This is a genomic window from Pseudomonas sp. RIT778, from assembly GCF_019718735.1.
In the GTDB taxonomy this organism is placed as follows: domain Bacteria; phylum Pseudomonadota; class Gammaproteobacteria; order Pseudomonadales; family Pseudomonadaceae; genus Aquipseudomonas; species Aquipseudomonas aphyarum.
Genome location: NZ_JAIHBA010000007.1, coordinates 1 through 18,912, shown reverse-complemented (window position 1 = coordinate 18,912; position 18,912 = coordinate 1). Strand labels below are relative to the sequence as shown.

Annotated in this window: 21 protein-coding genes and 1 pseudogene; 21 read left to right on the top strand and 1 reads right to left on the bottom strand. The window is 61.6% G+C overall.

Annotated elements, in window-relative coordinates:
• Nucleotides 1–37 precede the first annotated feature (37 nt).
• The 21 genes and pseudogenes from K5E37_RS05560 to flhB all read left to right on the top strand — a co-directional run bounded on the left by K5E37_RS05560 (nucleotide 38) and on the right by flhB (nucleotide 18,460).
• Nucleotides 38–1,249: an ATP-binding protein gene (locus K5E37_RS05560; protein ID WP_085683002.1), complete on the top strand. Its 1,212-nt coding sequence runs from the start codon at nucleotides 38–40 to the stop codon at nucleotides 1,247–1,249.
• A 5-nt stretch (nucleotides 1,250–1,254) separates the two neighbouring features.
• Entirely contained in the window at nucleotides 1,255–2,646 is a 1,392-nt protein-coding gene (locus tag K5E37_RS05555) for a sigma-54 dependent transcriptional regulator (protein WP_221533341.1), read from the top strand.
• 128 nt (nucleotides 2,647–2,774) lie between these two features.
• Nucleotides 2,775–3,104 carry a flagellar hook-basal body complex protein FliE gene (gene fliE, locus K5E37_RS05550; protein ID WP_007958292.1) on the top strand — a complete coding sequence of 110 codons (330 nt, stop codon included), beginning with the start codon at nucleotides 2,775–2,777 and terminating at the stop codon, nucleotides 3,102–3,104.
• A 15-nt stretch (nucleotides 3,105–3,119) separates the two neighbouring features.
• The gene (fliF, locus tag K5E37_RS05545; RefSeq protein ID WP_007958290.1) at nucleotides 3,120–4,907 is read left to right on the top strand and encodes a flagellar basal-body MS-ring/collar protein FliF; all 1,788 of its coding nucleotides are present in this window, start codon (nucleotides 3,120–3,122) and stop codon (nucleotides 4,905–4,907) included.
• A complete protein-coding gene (fliG, locus tag K5E37_RS05540; RefSeq protein WP_007958288.1) occupies nucleotides 4,900–5,919 on the top strand; it encodes a flagellar motor switch protein FliG in 1,020 nt (339 codons plus the stop codon). Before fliF ends, fliG begins: the two co-directional genes overlap by 8 nt.
• A 4-nt stretch (nucleotides 5,920–5,923) precedes the next feature.
• Complete coding sequence (fliH, locus tag K5E37_RS05535) at nucleotides 5,924–6,730, top strand: flagellar assembly protein FliH (protein WP_221533340.1); 807 nt, start codon at nucleotides 5,924–5,926, stop codon at nucleotides 6,728–6,730.
• Nucleotides 6,720–8,078 carry a flagellar protein export ATPase FliI gene (gene fliI / locus K5E37_RS05530; RefSeq protein ID WP_085605786.1) on the top strand — a complete coding sequence of 453 codons (1,359 nt, stop codon included), beginning with the start codon at nucleotides 6,720–6,722 and terminating at the stop codon, nucleotides 8,076–8,078. Before fliH ends, fliI begins: the two co-directional genes overlap by 11 nt.
• Before the next feature lie 6 nt (nucleotides 8,079–8,084).
• Nucleotides 8,085–8,534, top strand: a complete 450-nt coding sequence (gene fliJ / locus K5E37_RS05525; RefSeq protein ID WP_007951935.1) for a flagellar export protein FliJ — start codon at nucleotides 8,085–8,087, stop codon at nucleotides 8,532–8,534.
• 101 nt (nucleotides 8,535–8,635) lie between these two features.
• A complete protein-coding gene (locus K5E37_RS05520) occupies nucleotides 8,636–8,935 on the top strand; it encodes an STAS domain-containing protein (protein ID WP_007951938.1) in 300 nt (99 codons plus the stop codon).
• Between the two features lie 5 nt (nucleotides 8,936–8,940).
• Nucleotides 8,941–10,644, top strand: coding sequence for a fused response regulator/phosphatase (locus tag K5E37_RS05515; protein WP_221533339.1), 1,704 nt, complete (start codon nucleotides 8,941–8,943; stop codon nucleotides 10,642–10,644).
• Nucleotides 10,645–10,674: 30 nt separating this feature from the next.
• Nucleotides 10,675–11,022, top strand: a complete 348-nt coding sequence (locus tag K5E37_RS05510) for an Hpt domain-containing protein (RefSeq protein ID WP_007951942.1) — start codon at nucleotides 10,675–10,677, stop codon at nucleotides 11,020–11,022.
• Between the two features lie 105 nt (nucleotides 11,023–11,127).
• Nucleotides 11,128–12,495: a flagellar hook-length control protein FliK gene (locus K5E37_RS05505; RefSeq protein ID WP_221533338.1), complete on the top strand. Its 1,368-nt coding sequence runs from the start codon at nucleotides 11,128–11,130 to the stop codon at nucleotides 12,493–12,495.
• A gap of 209 nt (nucleotides 12,496–12,704) precedes the next feature.
• Nucleotides 12,705–12,818 (top strand): annotated as a pseudogene (locus tag K5E37_RS05500) (flagellar basal body-associated protein FliL); the annotation flags it as partial.
• A 229-nt stretch (nucleotides 12,819–13,047) separates the two neighbouring features.
• Nucleotides 13,048–13,551: a flagellar basal body-associated protein FliL gene (fliL, locus tag K5E37_RS05495; protein ID WP_221533337.1), complete on the top strand. Its 504-nt coding sequence runs from the start codon at nucleotides 13,048–13,050 to the stop codon at nucleotides 13,549–13,551.
• 9 nt (nucleotides 13,552–13,560) lie between these two features.
• Nucleotides 13,561–14,529, top strand: a complete 969-nt coding sequence (gene fliM, locus K5E37_RS05490) for a flagellar motor switch protein FliM (protein WP_003222890.1) — start codon at nucleotides 13,561–13,563, stop codon at nucleotides 14,527–14,529.
• Nucleotides 14,530–14,586: 57 nt separating this feature from the next.
• Nucleotides 14,587–15,045 carry a flagellar motor switch protein FliN gene (gene fliN, locus K5E37_RS05485; RefSeq protein WP_007951948.1) on the top strand — a complete coding sequence of 153 codons (459 nt, stop codon included), beginning with the start codon at nucleotides 14,587–14,589 and terminating at the stop codon, nucleotides 15,043–15,045.
• Nucleotides 15,046–15,504, top strand: coding sequence for a flagellar biosynthetic protein FliO (gene fliO, locus K5E37_RS05480; RefSeq protein WP_007951949.1), 459 nt, complete (start codon nucleotides 15,046–15,048; stop codon nucleotides 15,502–15,504).
• Nucleotides 15,504–16,262, top strand: coding sequence for a flagellar type III secretion system pore protein FliP (gene fliP, locus K5E37_RS05475; RefSeq protein WP_039765605.1), 759 nt, complete (start codon nucleotides 15,504–15,506; stop codon nucleotides 16,260–16,262). Before fliO ends, fliP begins: the two co-directional genes overlap by 1 nt.
• Nucleotides 16,259–16,528, top strand: a complete 270-nt coding sequence (gene fliQ, locus K5E37_RS05470; protein ID WP_007951951.1) for a flagellar biosynthesis protein FliQ — start codon at nucleotides 16,259–16,261, stop codon at nucleotides 16,526–16,528. The genes fliP and fliQ overlap by 4 nt, the downstream gene beginning before the upstream one ends.
• 3 nt (nucleotides 16,529–16,531) lie before the next feature.
• Nucleotides 16,532–17,317, top strand: a complete 786-nt coding sequence (gene fliR, locus K5E37_RS05465) for a flagellar biosynthetic protein FliR (protein WP_127797304.1) — start codon at nucleotides 16,532–16,534, stop codon at nucleotides 17,315–17,317.
• A gap of 3 nt (nucleotides 17,318–17,320) precedes the next feature.
• Entirely contained in the window at nucleotides 17,321–18,460 is a 1,140-nt protein-coding gene (gene flhB, locus K5E37_RS05460; protein ID WP_085605797.1) for a flagellar biosynthesis protein FlhB, read from the top strand.
• Nucleotides 18,461–18,613: 153 nt separating this feature from the next.
• Here flhB and K5E37_RS05455 read toward each other — a convergent pair.
• On the bottom strand, nucleotides 18,614–18,912 hold a 299-nt coding region (locus K5E37_RS05455), incomplete at its 5' end, for a transposase (RefSeq protein ID WP_221533336.1).

The window sequence follows — 18,912 nt, the reverse complement described above, 5'->3', positions numbered from 1 at the left end:
TCCGTTTAACTGACGGTCAGCCAAGCGAGAGAGCACAATGCCCCAAGCCTCCCAGATGTCTTCTGTTCCCGAGTCCTCGGGGCAACTGCCGTCCGTTGAGCAGGCGAGCCGCCAGGGGCTTGAGCAGGCATTCGCCCTGTTCAATCAGATGTCCAGCCAGTTGACCGACTCCTACAGCATGCTCGAAGCCCGGGTCACCGAGCTCAAGGGCGAGCTTGCCGTGGTCAGTGCCCAGCGCATGCAGGAACTGGCGGAAAAAGAACGCCTGGCCAACCGTCTGCAAAACCTCCTGGATCTGTTGCCCGGCGGCGTCATCGTCATCGACGGTCACGGCATTGTGTGCGAGGCCAATCCGGCCGCCATCGAATTGCTCGGCCTGCCGCTGGAAGGCGAGCTGTGGCGCCATGTCATCGCCCGTTGCTTCGCACCCCGTGAAGACGACGGCCACGAAATTTCCTTGAAGAACGGTCGACGCCTGTCGATTGCCACCCGCTCGCTGGATGCCGAGCCGGGGCAGTTGGTGCTGCTCAACGACCTGACTGAAACCCGTCACTTGCAGGATCAGCTGGCGCGCCACGAGCGCCTGTCGTCCCTGGGGCGGATGGTCGCGTCGCTGGCTCATCAGATCCGCACACCGTTGTCCGCCGCGTTGCTGTACGCCAGTCATTTGACCGAGCAGGAACTGCCGGTCGCGACCCAGCAGCGTTTCGCCGGTCGTCTCAAGGAGCGCCTGCACGAGCTCGAGCATCAGGTGCGCGACATGCTGGTGTTCGCCCGCGGCGAGCTGCCGCTGACCGATCGTGTCACGCCGAATGCCTTGATGCAGTCGTTGCAGGCCGCGGCGCTGACCCATGTGCAGGATCTGCCGATCCGCTGGCAGTGCGACAGCCATGTCGGCGAGTTGCTGTGCAATCGCGACACGCTGGTCGGGGCGCTGCTCAATCTGATTGAAAACGCCATTCAGGCGAGTGCCGGCGAGGTGCGTCTGAAGGTGCATTGCTATACCCGCGACAACACCCTGCGTTTGTGTGTCAGTGACAGCGGCAGCGGTATTGATGCGGCGGTGCTGGCGCGGCTGGGCGAGCCGTTTTTCACCACCAAAGTTACCGGGACCGGCCTGGGCCTGACCGTGGTCAAGGCCGTGGCACGTGCGCATCAGGGAGAATTGCAGCTGCGTTCGCGGGTCGGGCGCGGTACGTGCGCGCAGGTCATCCTGCCGTTGTTTTCTGCTGTACAGGGAGCTGAGTGAAGGTCATGGGCATCAAGGTTCTGCTGGTCGAGGATGACCGCTCGTTGCGCGAAGCGCTGGCCGATACGCTGTTGCTGGCCGGTCACGACTATCACGCGGTGGGTTCGGCCGAAGAGGCGCTGAACGCCGTCGAGCGCGAAGCGTTCAGTCTGGTGGTCAGCGACGTCAACATGCCGGGCATGGACGGCCATCAATTGCTCGGCCTGCTGCGCGCGGGGCAACCGCAATTGCCGGTGCTGCTGATGACCGCCCATGGCGCGGTCGAGCGCGCGGTCGATGCGATGCGCCAGGGCGCGGCGGATTATCTGGTCAAGCCGTTCGAGCCCAAGGCTCTGCTGGATCTGGTAGCGCGTCACGCCTTGGGCAGCCTTGGCGCCAGTGACGCCGAAGGGCCGGTCGCGGTCGAACCTGCCAGTGCTCAATTGCTGGATCTGGCGGCGCGGGTCGCGCGCAGCGATTCCACCGTGCTGATTTCCGGCGAGTCCGGCACCGGCAAGGAAGTGCTGGCGCGCTACATCCACCAGCAATCCCATCGCGCCAGTCAGCCGTTCATTGCGATCAACTGTGCGGCGATCCCGGACAACATGCTCGAAGCCACCCTGTTCGGTCACGAAAAGGGCTCGTTCACCGGCGCCATCGCGGCCCAGGCCGGCAAGTTCGAACAGGCGGACGGCGGCACCATTCTGCTCGACGAAATTTCCGAAATGCCCCTCGGCCTGCAAGCCAAGTTGCTGCGGGTGTTGCAGGAGCGGGAAGTGGAACGGGTCGGCGCCCGCAAGCCGATCACTCTCGATATTCGCGTGGTGGCGACCACCAACCGCGACCTGGCCGGTGAAGTGGCGGCAGGGCGGTTCCGTGAGGACCTCTATTATCGTCTGTCGGTCTTTCCGCTGGCCTGGCGTCCGTTGCGCGAGCGCACCGCCGATATCCTGCCGCTGGCCGAGCGTCTGTTGGCCAAACACGTCAATAAAATGAAGCATGCGATGGCGAAGTTTTCGCCCGAGGCGCAAGCGTGCCTGATCGCTTATCCGTGGCCGGGCAACGTGCGCGAGCTGGATAACGCGGTCCAGCGGGCCTTGATTCTGCAGCAGGGCGGGTTGATCCAGCCGCAGGATTTCTGTCTCTCCGGGCCTGCGCTGTTTGCTCCATTGCCGGCGGCAGTGCCGGTTACGCCGGTCATTCGTGAAGTCGAGATCGAGGCGGATTCGGCCGGTGCGCTGGGCGATGACCTGCGTCGCCGCGAGTTCCAGATGATCATCGACACCCTGCGTACCGAGCGCGGCCGACGCAAGGAAGCCGCGGAAAAACTCGGCATCAGCCCGCGCACCCTGCGTTACAAACTGGCGCAAATGCGCGATGCGGGCATGGATGTCGAAGGCTACCTGTTCGCCACCTGACGGGTGGCGCAAACGTTTGAAACGGCTTTTCTGAAAGCGGTGCCCACGAGCTGGCACCGTTGTTGCTAACACCTGAGTACCCGCCGAGTGAGTGTCAAAAAATTGCGGGCCGCCCAAGAGAGTAGACCATGAGCCAAGGTATTGAATTTAATCGGTTGATGATGGACATGAAGGCCATGCAAATGGACGCCATGTCGAAGCCGAAATCGATTGCCGCTGCCCCTGAAGTGGCAGGCAGCAGCTTTTCCGACATGCTCGGTCAGGCCATCAACAAAGTCAGTGATACCCAGCAGGCGTCGACTCAGTTGGCCAACGCATTTGAAATCGGCAAGAGCGGCGTCGATCTGACGGACGTGATGATTGCCTCGCAAAAAGCCAGCGTGTCGTTCCAGGCCTTGACCCAGGTGCGCAACAAGCTGGTTCAGGCTTATCAAGACATCATGCAGATGCCGGTTTAAGGACGAGATTGAGTCATGGCAGAAGCAGTCGCCGATAACGTTCCGGCCAAGGCCACCCCGATAGACGGCAAACCGCCGCTGTTCGGCCTGTCCTTCCTGGAAAACCTCTCCGAGATGACCGTGCTGCGTCAGGTGGGCCTGTTGGTCGGCCTGGCCGCGAGCGTGGCGATTGGCTTTGCCGTGGTGCTGTGGTCGCAGCAACCGGACTACCGGCCTCTGTACGGCAGCCTTGCCGGTATGGACGCCAAGCAGGTCATGGACACCCTGGCCTCCGCCGACATTCCCTACACCGTCGAACCGAATTCCGGCGCCTTGCTGGTCAAGGCCGATGACCTGTCCCGTGCGCGGCTCAAGCTCGCGGCCGCTGGTGTCACTCCCAGCGACGGCAACATCGGTTTTGAAATCCTCGACAAGGAACAGGGTCTGGGCACCAGCCAGTTCATGGAAGCGACCCGTTATCGTCGCGGTCTCGAAGGCGAACTGGCCCGCACCATTTCCAGCCTGAACAACGTCAAGGGCGCGCGCGTTCACCTGGCGATCCCGAAAAGTTCGGTGTTCGTGCGTGACGAACGCAAGCCAAGCGCTTCGGTACTGGTCGAGCTGTACTCCGGTCGTTCGCTGGAGCCAGGCCAGGTCGTTGCCATTATCAATCTGGTGGCAACCTCCGTTCCCGAGCTGAGCAAATCGCAGATCACCGTCGTCGACCAGAAGGGCAACCTGCTGTCGGATCAGGCGGAAAACTCCGAAATGACCATGGCCGGCAAGCAGTTCGACTACAGCCGCCGCATGGAAAGCATGCTCACCCAGCGCGTGCACAACATTCTGCAACCGGTACTGGGCAACGACCGTTACAAGGCTGAAGTATCGGCCGACGTCGATTTCAGTGCCGTCGAATCGACCGCCGAACAGTTCAACCCGGATCAACCGGCGCTGCGCAGCGAACAGTCGGTCAACGAACAACGCACCGCCAGCAATGGCCCGCAAGGTGTGCCGGGTGCCCTGAGCAACCAGCCACCGTCGCCGGCTTCGGCGCCGCAAACCACCGGTGGCGCAGCCGCCCCGGCGAGCATGGTGCAGCCTGGCCAGCCACTGGTTGATGCCAACGGTCAGCAGATCATGGACCCGGCCACCGGCCAGCCGATGCTCGCGCCGTACCCGGCGGACAAGCGTCAACAATCCACCAAGAACTTCGAACTCGACCGTTCTATCAGCCACACCAAACAGCAGCAGGGTCGCCTGAATCGCCTGTCGGTGTCGGTGGTGGTGGACGATCAGGTCAAGATCAACCCGGCCAACGGCGAAACCACCCGTGCACCGTGGAGCGCCGACGAATTGGCGCGCTTCACTCGTCTGGTACAGGACGCCGTCGGCTTCGACGCCAGCCGTGGCGACAGCGTCAGCGTGATCAACATGCCGTTCTCCGCCGAGCGCGGCGAAGTGATCGCCGACATTCCGTTCTACTCCCAGCCATGGTTCTGGGACATCGTCAAACAAGTGCTGGGTGTGCTGTTCATCCTGGTGCTGGTGTTCGGCGTGCTGCGTCCGGTGCTCAACAACATCACCGGTGGCGGCAAAAGCAAGGAGCTGGCCGGTCTGGGCGGCGACATGGAACTCGGTGGCATGGGCGGTCTGGACGGTGAACTGTCCAACGATCGCGTCAGCCTCGGCGGCCCGACCAGCATCCTGCTGCCGAGCCCGAGCGAGGGTTATGACGCTCAGTTGAACGCAATCAAGAGTCTGGTGGCAGAAGACCCGGGTCGTGTGGCCCAGGTCGTGAAAGAGTGGATTAACGCAGATGAGTGATAACCGAGCCGCCGTCGCCAAACTGTCCCGGGTCGATAAAGCCGCGATTCTGCTGCTGTCCCTGGGTTCGACCGATGCCGCACAAGTGCTGCGCCACATGGGCCCCAAAGAGGTTCAGCGAGTCGGCGTGGCCATGGCCCAGATGGGCAACGTCCACCGTGAGCAGGTCGAACAGGTCATGAGCGAGTTCGTCGACATCGTCGGCGACCAGACCAGCCTGGGCGTCGGCTCCGACGACTACGTGCGCAAAATGCTCACCCAGGCCCTGGGTGAAGACAAAGCCAACGGCCTGATCGACCGCATTCTGCTGGGCGGCAACACCAGCGGCCTCGACAGCCTGAAATGGATGGAGCCGCGCGCCGTTGCCGACGTGATCCGTTACGAACACCCGCAGATCCAGGCGATCGTGGTGGCGTACCTCGATCCGGATCAGGCCGGTGAAGTGCTGGGCAACTTCGACCACAAGGTGCGTCTGGACATCATCCTGCGCGTCTCGTCGTTGAACACCGTGCAGCCGGCCGCGCTGAAAGAATTGAACCAGATCCTCGAGAAGCAGTTCTCCGGCAACTCGAACGCCTCGCGCACCACCCTGGGTGGCATCAAGCGGGCGGCGGACATCATGAACTTCCTCGACAGCTCGATCGAAGGCCAGCTCATGGACTCGATCCGCGAAGTCGACGAAGACCTGTCCGGTCAGATCGAAGACCTCATGTTCGTGTTCAACAACCTGGCCGATGTCGACGACCGCGGGATCCAGGCGCTGTTGCGCGAAGTGTCCTCCGATGTGCTGGTGCTGGCCCTCAAGGGTTCGGACGAAGGCGTCAAGGAAAAGATCTTCAAGAACATGTCCAAGCGTGCCGCCGAACTGCTGCGCGACGACCTCGAGGCCAAGGGCCCGGTGCGCGTCAGCGACGTGGAGACCGCGCAGAAGGAAATCCTCACCATCGCCCGCCGTATGGCCGAAGCCGGAGAAATCGTGCTCGGTGGCAAGGGCGGCGAGGAAATGATCTAAGCCCATGGACAAGCATGACGACGATGTGACGGACCTGATCCGTGCCCGGGACGTCCGCGGTTTCGAAACCTGGGCAATCCCGAGCTTCGATCCGCCGGCACCGGAACCCGAGCCGGAACCGGAGCCTGAACCGCCGGAAATGGAAGAAGTGCCGCTGGAGGAAGTCCAGCCACTGACTCTGGAAGAACTCGAAAGCATCCGTCAGGAGGCCTACAACGAAGGCTTCGCCATCGGCGAAAAGGAAGGCTTCCACAGCGCCACCCTCAAGGTGCGCCAGGAAGCCGAAGTGGTCCTGACGGCCAAGGTCGACAGCCTTGAGCAACTGATGGGCCACCTGTTCGAGCCCATCGCCGAGCAAGACACCCAGATCGAAAAGTCGCTGGTCGACCTCGTGCAGCACATCGCCAAACAGGTGATTCAGCGCGAGCTGGCCATCGACTCGACGCAGATCGAACACGTCATGCGCGACGCCCTCAAGCTGTTGCCGCTGGGCGTGGGCAATGTGCGGCTGTACGTCAATCCACAGGATTTCGAACAGGTCAAAGCCCTGCGCGAACGTCATGAGGAAACCTGGCGCATCGTCGAGGACGAATCCCTGTTGCCGGGCGGTTGCCGGGTCGAGACCGACCACAGCCGGATCGACGCCAGCATCGAAACCCGCGTCAGCCAGGTCATGGCCAAGCTGTTCGACCAGTTGCACGAACAGGCCTTGCACCCGGCCGCGCCGGACCTGAGCCTCGACTTACCGGAGTCGCCAAAACCGGCCCCGGTCGCAGAAGAGCCGCTCGCGGACGCCCCCGATGCGCCTTGAACGCACCAGCTTCGCCAAGCGCCTGAGCACCTACGCCGAGGCCACCGAAATCGCCGGTGCGCCGATTCTCGAAGGGCGCCTGCTGCGCATGGTCGGCCTGACGCTTGAAGCCGAAGGCCTGCGCGCCGCCATGGGCACCCGCTGCATGGTGATCAACGACGACACCTATCACCCGTCCCAGGTTGAAGCCGAAGTCATGGGCTTCTCCGGCAGCAAAGTGTTCCTGATGCCGGTCGGCAGCGTGGCCGGCATTGCCCCGGGCGCCCGCGTGGTGCCGCTGGCCGACACCGGTCGCCTGCCGATGGGCATGAGCATGCTTGGTCGCGTGCTGGACGGCGCCGGACGTGCGCTGGACGGCAAGGGCGGCATGAAAGCCGAAGACTGGGTGCCGATGGATGGCCCGACGATCAACCCGCTCAACCGTGACCCGATCAGCGTGCCGCTGGACGTCGGCATCCGTTGCATCAACGGTTTGTTGACGGTCGGACGTGGTCAGCGTCTGGGTCTGTTCGCCGGTACCGGTGTCGGTAAGTCGGTGTTGCTCGGCATGATGACCCGCTTCACGGAGGCCGACATCATTGTCGTTGGCCTGATCGGTGAGCGGGGTCGAGAAGTTAAAGAGTTTATCGAGCACATCCTCGGTGAAGAAGGCCTCAAGCGTTCCGTGGTGGTGGCGTCGCCTGCGGACGATGCGCCGCTGATGCGTCTGCGCGCGGCGATGTACTGCACGCGGATCGCCGAGTATTTCCGCGACAAGGGCAAGAATGTCCTGTTGCTGATGGATTCGCTGACCCGTTTCGCCCAGGCCCAGCGGGAAATCGCCCTGGCCATCGGCGAGCCGCCGGCGACCAAAGGTTATCCGCCGTCGGTATTCGCCAAACTGCCGAAACTGGTGGAGCGCGCCGGTAATGCGGAGAAGGGCGGGGGTTCGATCACCGCGTTTTACACCGTACTGTCCGAAGGTGATGACCAGCAGGATCCGATTGCTGACTCGGCGCGGGGTGTGCTCGACGGGCACATCGTATTGTCCCGGCGGCTGGCCGAGGAAGGTCATTACCCGGCCATCGATATCGAAGCCTCGATCAGCCGGGTGATGCCGGCGGTGGTGTCGCCGGAACACATGCAGCGTGCGCAATACTTCAAGCAGCTGTGGTCACGCTACCAACAGAGCCGTGACCTGATCAGCGTCGGCGCCTATGTCGCTGGCGGTGATCGCGAGACTGACCTTGCCATCAACCTGCAGCCGCAGTTGGTCAGGTATCTGCGTCAGGGCCTCAACGACAACATCAGCCTGGGTGAAAGCGAAGCGTATCTCGGCACGATTTTCGCCCCGGCGGCCGGCGGGTAACCGGTCATGGCCCTGAGTCGAGCCGCGCGTCTGGCGCCGGTGGTGGACATGGCCGAGAAGGCCGAGAAAACCGCCGTGCAACGCCTGGGTTACTTTCAGGGTCAGGTGAAAGTGGCCGAGAGCAAACTCGCCGACTTGCATGCCTTTCGTCTGGATTACTCCGAGCAGTGGATCGTACGCGGCAGCACGGGCGTTTCCGGGCAATGGTTGCTGGGTTTTCAGGGCTTTCTGGCGCAGCTCGACACCGCTGTCGATCAACAGCGTCAAAGTCTGCAATGGCACCAGAACAATCTGGACAAGGCCCGCGATGCCTGGCAGCAGGCATTCGCCCGGGTCGAAGGTCTGCGCAAGCTTGTACAACGTTATCTGGATGAAGCGCAGCGCGCCGAAGACAAGCGCGAACAGAAGCTGCTGGACGAGTTGTCTCAGCGTTTGCCGCGCCACGAGGCGTTTTGACGGGCAGATCTCGCACAGATCCCGACGCCATCGCGCCTTGCCCATGGCCCCTCCAAGTGCTAAACCTTGTACAAGTTCGTCAATGACAAGGAAGCCAGTACATGTCAGTCGTTACAGAAGTCTCTCCGGACAAGAAAAAACTGACGATTTCGGTCAAGGGGCGATTCGATTTCGCCAAGCATCAGGAATTTCGCCAATCCTACGAAAAAGAGCAGCCCGAATCGGTGATTGTCGACCTCAAGGAGGCGACCTATCTCGACAGTTCGGCGCTCGGCATGCTGCTTCTGCTGCGTGATCATGTCGGCGGTGACGATTCGGAAATCCGCGTGGTCAACAGCAGCTCCGACGTGAAGAAAATCCTCGCCATCTCCAACTTCGACAAACTGTTCGACATCAGTTGACGGCCATGCAGCCGCAAGAGCCGCTGACGATCCTGATTGCCGAAGACAGCGCCGCTGACCGGCTGTTGTTGTCGACCATCGTCCGTCGTCAGGGGCATGAAGTGCTGACGGCCACCCACGGTGCGGAGGCGGTCGAGGCATTTATCCGGCAAAAGCCGCATCTGGTGCTGATGGATGCCATGATGCCGGTGATGGACGGGTTCGAAGCCGCACGCCAGATCAAGAAGCTGGCGGGTGAAAACCTGGTGCCGATCATCTTCCTCACGTCGCTGACGGAAAGTGAAGCCCTGGCCCGTTGCCTTGAGGCCGGCGGTGACGACTTTCTGGCGAAGCCTTACAACCAGGTGATCCTCGCCGCCAAAATCAAGGCGATGGATCGCTTGCGACGTTTACAGGCCACGGTTCTTCAGCAGCGTGACCTGATTGCCAAACACCACGAGTATCTTCTCAACGAACAACGGGTCGCCAAGGCCGTGTTCGACAAGGTCGCGCATTCCGGCTGCCTGAGCGCGCCGAACATCCGTTACCTGCAATCACCCTATGCGCTGTTCAATGGCGACTTGCTGTTGGCCGCGTACACCCCGGCCGGCGACATGCATGTGTTGCTCGGTGACTTCACCGGTCATGGATTGCCGGCGGCGGTCGGCGCCATGCCGCTGGCCGAGGTGTTCTATGGCATGACCGCCAAGGGTTACGGTCTGGCCGAAACCCTGCGGGAAATGAACGCCAAGCTCAAGCGCATCCTGCCGGTGGACATGTTCTGCTGCGCGACGCTGTTGTGCCTGAGTTTTCAGCGACGCTCGGTGGAAGTCTGGAACGGCGGCATGCCCGACGGTTATCTGCATTGCCTCGCCACCGGGGAGCGCACACCGCTGGCGGCACGCCAGCTGCCGCTGGGGGTGCTCAGCCCGCAGACCTTCGATGACCGCACCGAGGTTCACTCGATGGCGGTGGGCGATCGGGTGTTCCTGCTCTCGGACGGGGTCATCGACACCTGCGATGCCAACGATCAGCTGTTCGGTGTCGAGCGCTTGCACAAGGTGTTCGCCGCCAATCGCCAGCCGGATCGGCTGTTCGAGGACATCGAGCAGGCGTTGCAGGACTTTCGCGGTGAGGCCCGGGACGATGTGAGCATGGTCGAAGTCAGCCTGCTGGAGATGGCGCAGGTCAATCCATCGGCGCCGGTGTATTCCGACAGTGGCCAGTCCTGTCCGCTGGACTGGTCGGTGAGCTTCGAATTTCGCGGTGCCACGCTCAAGCGCTTCAACCCGTTGCCTTATCTGTTGCAGTTGCTGCTTGAGGTGCATGGCTTGCGGGCGCAGAGTGGTGCACTGTACAGCGTGCTGGCCGAGCTTTATTCCAACGCGCTGGAGCATGGCGTGCTGGGACTGGATTCGAGCCTCAAGCGCGATGCGTCGGGTTTCGCCCGTTATTACGAGCAGCGCAATGCGCGTCTCGAGGCCTTGCAGGACGGTTACGTGCGCGTGCATTTGCAAGTGCGGCCGGAAGGCGAGGGCGGTTGTCTGGTGGTGCGGGTCGAAGACAGCGGCCAGGGGTTTGATGTTTCGCGCGTGATGGAGCGGCCGCTCGACGGTGTCCGTCTGTCGGGGCGCGGTGTCAGCCTGATCCGCCAATTGGCGCGTAATGCCAGTTGGTCAGACGATGGTCGCAGTGCTCGCGTGGAGTTTTTCTGGGAGGCTCTGGCATAATCCGCGCATTCTTGATCAAGGAGTGAACAAGTGGCTGATACACATGTGGACCACGAGGCGCTAAGCGCGCTGCGGGAAGTGATGGAAGACAGCTATCCGGAACTGCTGGATACGTTCCTCGCCGATTCCGAAAATCGCCTGCGGGAGTTGCAGCAGACTGCCGATGCCGACGCATTGTCTTCCGTAGCGCACAGCTTCAAGGGCAGCAGCAGCAACATGGGCGCGACCCGTCTCGCGGTGTTGTGCCAGGAGCTGGAACAGCATGCCAAAGACAAAAGCCCTTCTGAAATCATCAAACTGGTCGCCGACATCCATAGCGAATTCGCCGATGTGCGGCCCGTCTATGTCGCCGAGCGGCAGCGCTCGCTGACCCACTGATTCTGCCGCCGGGCGGTTTTGTCGGAATTCTGACGAAACTGGCCCGGCACTTGCAGTCATCTATCTCAACTGTACCTACGATCCCAGTGCAGCGGAGACCGTGCCATGCCTGCAAGCCCCAACATTCTTCTTCAGACCGCCGCCCAGGCCAAGGCGCAAGCTGCCTCGGCCAAATCATCGGCAGTGGCCGCAGAGCCCGGGGACAAGGCCTCCAGCTTCGCTCAGGTGTTCGCCGATCAAGGCCCGAACAAGCCCTCGGTGACCGTCGATAATTCGGCAAAACCTGCCCGTGACAAGGTCGCCGACAACAGCGGCAAGAAAGACGTGGGCAAGGATCAGTCTGCCGCCCCGGAGCCGGCGGTTGCCGATAGCGGCAAAGCCTTGCCCGCCGACAAACCGGCGACGGCGGCAACGGACGACAAGACTACTACCGATGACGAAACGGCTGAAACCGTGCCGACTCCGGTTGTCGACACGGCGCCGGTAGACCCGGCGCTGGTGGCAGCGGTAGAACCCGTCGTTGCTGCGCCAGTGGTGGCTACACCCGTGGTCGATACCACCGCGAAACCTGAAACCGACAAACCTGCCGTGGCGGCATTGCCGGGTATGGTCAAGGATCCGGCGCCGGCCACTGATCCGGCTTTCGACCCCGAGGCGGATCCGCTGGATTCGCTGCCTGCCGTGCGCATGGCCATGGAGCAGAGTGGCCACATTTCCGCTTCCAGCCAGTCCCAGCCCAAAGCCACCCCGGCCCAGACTCAGGCTGACGGCGAATTGACCTCGGCGCAGAACTTCGCCGCCGGCATGGCCAGCATGCTCGACGTGCAGGCTGACAAGGACAGCACCAGTCAGGGCGGTGAGAAGGCGTTCAGCGGTCTGATCGATGACGGCCTGAAAGACCTGAAGACCGCCACCAGCGACACCCGCGTGGATGATTTCGCCAACCGTCTGGCGGCGCTGACCCAGGCTGCCACGCCGAAAACCGCCAACGCGGTACCAGTGAACCAGCCGATTGCCATGCACCAGAACGGCTGGACCGAAGAAGTGGTCAACCGGGTCATGTACCTGTCGAGCAACAACCTGAAGGCGGCTGACATCCAGTTGCAACCGGCCGAGCTGGGGCGTCTGGATATCCGGGTGAACATGGTCCCGGACCAGCAGACCCAGGTGACCTTCATGAGCGCGCATCCGAGCGTGCGTGAAGCCCTCGACGGTCAGATGCACCGCCTGCGCGACATGTTCAACCAGCAAGGCATGGGGCAGGTCGACGTCAACGTGTCCGACCAGAACCGTGGCTGGCAGGGTCAGGGTCAGGGCCAGGAACAGGCGCAACAGGGGCAGGGCGGTCGCACCAGTGCAGCCGGCGGTCGCCTGGATTCGGCCGAAGAAGAGTTGACGCCGGCCGCCGTGGCTGAAGCGGCGGCCACGGCCACTCACGTGATCGGCTCCAGCGCCGTCGACTACTACGCCTGACACTACGCTGTACTCCTGTGGGAGCGGGCTTGCTCGCGAAATCGGTAAGACAAACAACACATCTGTTGAATGTTGAACCGCATTCGCGAGCAAGCCCGCTCCCACATTGGTTTGTGGTGCTCTCCACGATGCTCCGACACTTCTGGCATAACACTTGCTCTTGCCTTGCCGTGCGACTGTGAAAACCCGATTAGTGACGGATTATTGGCATGGCGAAGAGCGAAGCTGCAGCAGTAAAAGACCCCGCAACCAAAGGCAAACTCAAGATGATCATTGCGATCGTGCTCGGGTTGCTGCTGGCCATCGGCGCATCGGCTCCAGCGCCGTCGACTACTACGCCTGACACTACGCTGTACTCCTGTGGGAGCGGGCTTGCTCGCGAAATCGGTAAGACAAACAACACATCTGTTGAATGTTGAACCGCATTCGCGAGCAAGCCCGCTCCCACATTGGTTTGTGGTGCTCTCCACGATGCTCCGACACTTCTGGCATAACACTTGCTCTTGCCTTGCCGTGCGACTGTGAAAACCCGATTAGTGACGGATTATTGGCATGGCGAAGAGCGAAGCTGCAGCAGTAAAAGACCCCGCAACCAAAGGCAAACTCAAGATGATCATTGCGATCGTGCTCGGGTTGCTGCTGGCCATCGGCGCATCTGTGGGGGCGACCTGGTTCTTCATGCACAGTGCCCAGAGCAAGCCTGCGGCGGCGGCCGAAGCGGCTCCGGTCGGCAAGCAACCGGCGATTTTCGAGCCGATGGCGCCGGCCTTCGTGGCCAACTACAACCAGAACGGCCGTCAGCGCTACATGCAGGTGAGCATCACCATGCTGGCGCGCAATCAGGCCGATCTGGAAGCGCTCAAAGTGCACATGCCGGTGATCCGCAACAACCTGGTGATGCTCTTCTCCGGTCAGGATTTCGCCACGCTGGCGACTCCGGTCGGTCAAGAGATGTTGCGCCAGAAGGCCACAGCCAGCGTCCAGGAAGTGGCGCAGAAAGAGCTGGGCAAAGTGGTGATCGAACAGTTGCTTTTCACTAATTTCGTACTGCAGTAGGAACACGACATGGCCGTGCAGGATCTGCTGTCCCAGGATGAAATCGACGCGCTGTTGCATGGCGTCGACGATGGTCTGGTACAGACCGATAACGCTGCCGAACCCGGCAGTGTCAAAAGCTACGACCTGACCAGCCAGGATCGCATCGTCCGTGGACGCATGCCGACTCTGGAAATGATCAACGAGCGTTTTGCCCGCTACACCCGCATCAGCATGTTCAACATGCTGCGCCGCTCGGCGGACGTTGCCGTCGGTGGCGTACAGGTGATGAAGTTCGGCGAATACGTACATTCGCTGTACGTGCCGACCAGCCTCAACCTGGTCAAGATCAAACCCCTGCGTGGCACCGCGCTGTTCATCCTCGACGCCAAACTGGTGTTCAAACTGGTGGACAACTTCTTCGGCGGCGACGGCCGTCACGCCAAGATCGAAGGGCGTGAATTCACCCCGACCGAACTTCGCGTGGTGCGCATGGTGCTGGAGCAGGCGTTCGTCGATTTGAAAGAAGCCTGGCAGGCGATCATGGAAGTCAACTTCGAGTACATCAACTCGGAAGTGAACCCGGCCATGGCCAACATCGTCGGCCCGAGCGAAGCGATCGTGGTCTCCACGTTCCACATCGAACTCGACGGCGGTGGCGGCGACCTGCACGTGACCATGCCGTACTCGATGATCGAGCCGGTGCGCGAAATGCTCGACGCCGGTTTCCAGTCGGACCTCGACGACCAGGACGAGCGCTGGGTCAACGCCCTGCGCCAGGACGTGCTCGACGTCGACGTGCCGATCGGTGCCACCGTGGCGCGCCGCCAGTTGAAACTGCGCGACATCCTGCACATGCAGCCGGGTGACGTGATTCCGGTGGAGATGCCGGAAGACATGATCATGCGCGCCAACGGCGTGCCGGCCTTCAAGGTCAAGATGGGCTCGCACAAAGGCAACCTTGCGTTGCAGGTTATCGAGCCGATCGAGCGCCGCTGAAGCGGCGCCCTCACTCCCTGATTCTTTTACCGGTTTTTTGCCCGCCGAGGACAAATGATGAACGACGATATGAACACCCAGGACGATCAGGCACTGGCCGATGAATGGGCTGCCGCCCTGGAAGAAACCGGTGAAGCCGGGCAGGCCGACATCGACGCGCTGCTGGCCGCCGATGCAGGTGCTTCGAGCTCCAACCGTCTGCCGATGGAAGAGTTCGGCAGCGTGCCGAAGAACAACGACCCAGTGACCCTTGACGGTCCTAACCTGGACGTGATCCTCGACATCCCGGTATCGATCTCGATGGAAGTGGGCAGCACCGACATCAACATCCGCAACCTGCTGCAACTCAACCAGGGTTCGGTGATCGAGCTCGATCGTCTGGCCGGCGAGCCGCTGGATGTGCTGGTCAACGGCACCCTGATCGCCCACGGCGAAGTGGTTGTGGTCAACGAAAAGTTCGGCATCCGTCTGACTGACGTGATCAGCCCGAGCGAACGCATCAAGAAGCTGCGCTGAGTGAAAAAGGTTCTGGGGGCTTTGTTCGGTCTGGCGCTGGCGTTGCCGTTCAGCGTGCTGGCGGCCGAGCCGGTGGCGACTACGGCAGCGGCGGCTGCGCCGGCCGTCAACAGCGGCGTGGCGGGTCAGCTGACGCAACTGGTGTTGGGCCTGTTGCTGGTGCTGGGCCTGATCTTCTTCCTCGCCTGGCTGTTGCGCCGGGTGCAGCAGGCAGGTCCCGCCGGCAAGGGCCAGGTGATCGAGCTGATCGGTTCCCGCGCGCTCGGGCCGCGTGACCGTCTGATGCTGGTGCAGGTCGGCAACGAGCAGATCCTGCTCGGCCTCAGCCCCGGAACCATCACTGCGTTGCACGTGCTCAAAGAGCCGGTCGAGGTGCCGAGCACCGCCGACAAAGCGACTCCGGAATTTGCCCAGCATCTGTTGAAGATCCTCGGCAAGGATCAGAAGGATAAGAAGTAATGGGTGCGTTGCGCATCGTCTTGACCCTGGCCTTGATGTTGGCCGCGCCGCTGGCATTCGCCGCCGATCCGTTGTCGATCCCGGCGATCACTCTGGGCACCAACGCCGAGGGTGCGCAGGAGTACTCGGTCAGCCTGCAGATCCTGCTGATCATGACGGCGCTGAGCTTCATTCCGGCCGCCGTCATCCTGATGACCAGTTTCACCCGGATCATCATCGTCTTCTCGATCCTGCGTCAGGCCCTGGGCTTGCAGCAGACGCCGTCGAACCAGATCCTCACCGGCATGGCGCTGTTTCTGACGCTGTTCATCATGGCGCCAGTGTTCGATCGCGTGAACAACGATGCCTTGCAGCCGTACCTCGCGGAAAAGCTGACGGCTCAGCAGGCGGTGGAAAAGGCTCAGGTGCCGATCAAGGACTTCATGCTCGCCCAGACCCGCTCCAGCGATCTGGAGCTGTTCATGCGCCTGTCCAAGCGTACCGACATCGCGACGCCGGATGCTGCGCCGCTGACGATTCTGGTGCCGGCCTTCGTGACGTCTGAGCTGAAGACCGCGTTCCAGATCGGCTTCATGATCTTCATTCCGTTCCTGATCATCGACCTGGTGGTCGCGAGCGTGCTGATGGCGATGGGTATGATGATGCTGTCGCCGCTGATCATTTCCCTGCCGTTCAAAATCATGCTGTTCGTGCTGGTGGATGGCTGGGCGCTGATCATCGGCACCCTGGCCAGCAGTTTCGGAGGTGTATCGCCATGACGCCAGAAGTAGCGGTCGACATCTTTCGCGAAGCCCTGTGGCTGACCACCATGATGGTGGCGATCCTGGTGGTGCCGAGTCTGCTGGTGGGCCTGCTGGTGTCGATGTTCCAGGCCGCCACCCAGATCAACGAACAGACCCTGAGCTTCCTGCCGCGTCTGCTGGTGATGCTGGTAACGCTGATCGTCGCCGGCCCATGGCTGGTGCAGACGTTCATGGAATACATCACGCAGTTGTACAAAAACATTCCGATGGTCATCGGCTAAGCCATGCAATCGCTGCTTCAGCTGACCGATACCCAGATCAGTACCTGGGTGGCGTCGTTCATGCTGCCGATGTTTCGCGTCGCCTCGATGTTGATGGTGATGCCGGTCTTCGGAACCACGCTGGTGCCCCGGCGGATCCGTCTTTACTTCGCCTTCGCGATCACTGTGGTGATCACGCCCAACCTGCCGGCAATGCCGGCGGTCAGCCCGCTGGATCTCAGCGGTTTGCTGCTGATCGCCGAGCAGATTCTGGTCGGTGCGGTGCTGGGCTTCTCTCTGCAATTGTTCTTTCAGGCCTTCGTGGTGGCGGGGCAGATCGTCGCGATCCAGATGGGCATGGGCTTCGCATCGATGATCGACCCTACCAACGGTGTGTCGGTGGCGGTGATCGGGCAGTTCTTCACGATGCTGGTGACCTTGCTGTTCCTGTCGATGAACGGGCACCTGGTGGTCTTCGAAGTGCTCACCGAGAGCTTCACCACGCTGCCGGTCGGCGGCGGGCTGATGACCACGCATTACTGGGAACTGGCGGGCAAACTCGGCTGGGTGCTGGGCGCCGCGTTGTTGCTGGTACTGCCGGCGGTTACCGCACTGCTTGTAGTCAACATCGCGTTTGGCGTGATGACCCGCGCTGCGCCACAGCTCAACATTTTCTCCATCGGCTTTCCGCTGACCCTCGTACTCGGCCTGTTCATCGTCTGGGTCGGGCTGGCGGACATTCTCAATCAGTATCAACCGCTGGCCACCGAGGCCTTGCAGTTTTTACGCGAACTGGCACAGGCGCGCTGAGTCATGGCTGAGAGCGAAAGCGGTCAGGACAAAACAGAAGACCCCACGGAGAAACGCAAGAAGGACTCCCGGGAAAAGGGTGAGATTGCGCGCTCCAAGGAGCTCAACACGCTGGCGGTGATGATGGCCGGTGCCGGTGCGCTGTTGGTCTTTGGCGGGATGCTGGCGCAGGATTTGATGGAACTGATGCGCCAGAACTTCACGCTGTCGCGCGAAGTGATCATGGACGAGCGCTCCATGGCGACGTTCCTGATGAACTCCGGGTTGCAGGCATTGCTGGCGATTCAGCCGATCATGATCACCCTGTTGGTGGCGGCTTTCCTCGGGCCGATTGCGCTGGGTGGGTGGCTGTTCGCCGCTGGTTCGCTGGCACCCAAATTCAGCCGGATGAACCCGGCGGCGGGCCTCAAGCGGATGTTCTCGATGAAGGCCGTGATCGAGCTGCTCAAGGCACTGGCCAAGTTTCTCATCACGCTGGGTGTGGCGCTGGTGGTGCTCAATTCGGACATCGACGACCTGCTGCGCATCGCCCACGAACCGCTGGACCGGGCGATCATTCACAGCTTGCAACTGGTGGGCTGGAGCTCGCTGTGGCTGGCGTGCGGATTGATCATCATCGCCGCTGTCGATGTGCCGGTGCAAATCTGGGAGAGCATCAAAAAGCTGAAGATGACCAAGCAGGAAGTGCGCGACGAGCACAAGGACCAGGAAGGTCGGCCGGAGGTCAAGCAACGGATTCGCCAGGTACAGCGCGAGATGTCGCAACGCCGGATGATGGCGGCGATTCCGGATGCCGACGTGGTCATCACCAACCCGACCCACTACGCCGTGGCGCTCAAGTACGACGCCGAGAAGGGCGGGGCGCCGATGCTGCTGGCCAAGGGCAGCGACTTCTTGGCATTGAAGATTCGCGAAATCGCCGTGGCCAACAACGTCATGCTTCTCGAATCGCCGGCGCTGGCGCGTTCGATCTATTACTCCACGGAGCTGGAAGAAGAAATCCCCGGCGGCCTGTACCTGGCGGTCGCTCAGGTCCTGGCCTACGTCTACCAGATCCGCCAGCACCGCGCGGGCAAGGGCAAGTTCCCGGAACCGCTCAAGGACGACCTGCCGATCCCGCCGGATCTGCGGCGCGATTCCTGATTCTGATGAAACAAAAAAACCGCCTCCGGTTGAATCCGGTGGCGGTTTTTTTATGCCTGATGATCTGTGGTGCTTGTGAGGCCGCCTTCGCGGGCAAGTCGAATCGTCGCACCGCCGCTCCCACAGGGAAATGCATTCCAAATGTGGGAGATTCTATGTTGCAGGGGAACCCTGCAATCTTAGATTCGGTTGGTATTCGCTCTGGTTTTTCATGAGGGCGAATGCCACCCGGCAAAGCTTGCGGGCGAGGATGACCAAGGCCTGGGTTCTGGCCAGACCTCTTGCCAGATAGGATTCATAGAACGGTTTCCAAACAGGGGATCGACAAGCTGCCATAGCTGCATTGTGTGCAAGACGCCGTAATTCCCCGTCACCTTTTTTGCTCAAGTGGCGAGGACTGTGTTTCTTGCCTGAGTCCTTTGCCTTCAAGTCCATTCCCAGAAAGGCGATGA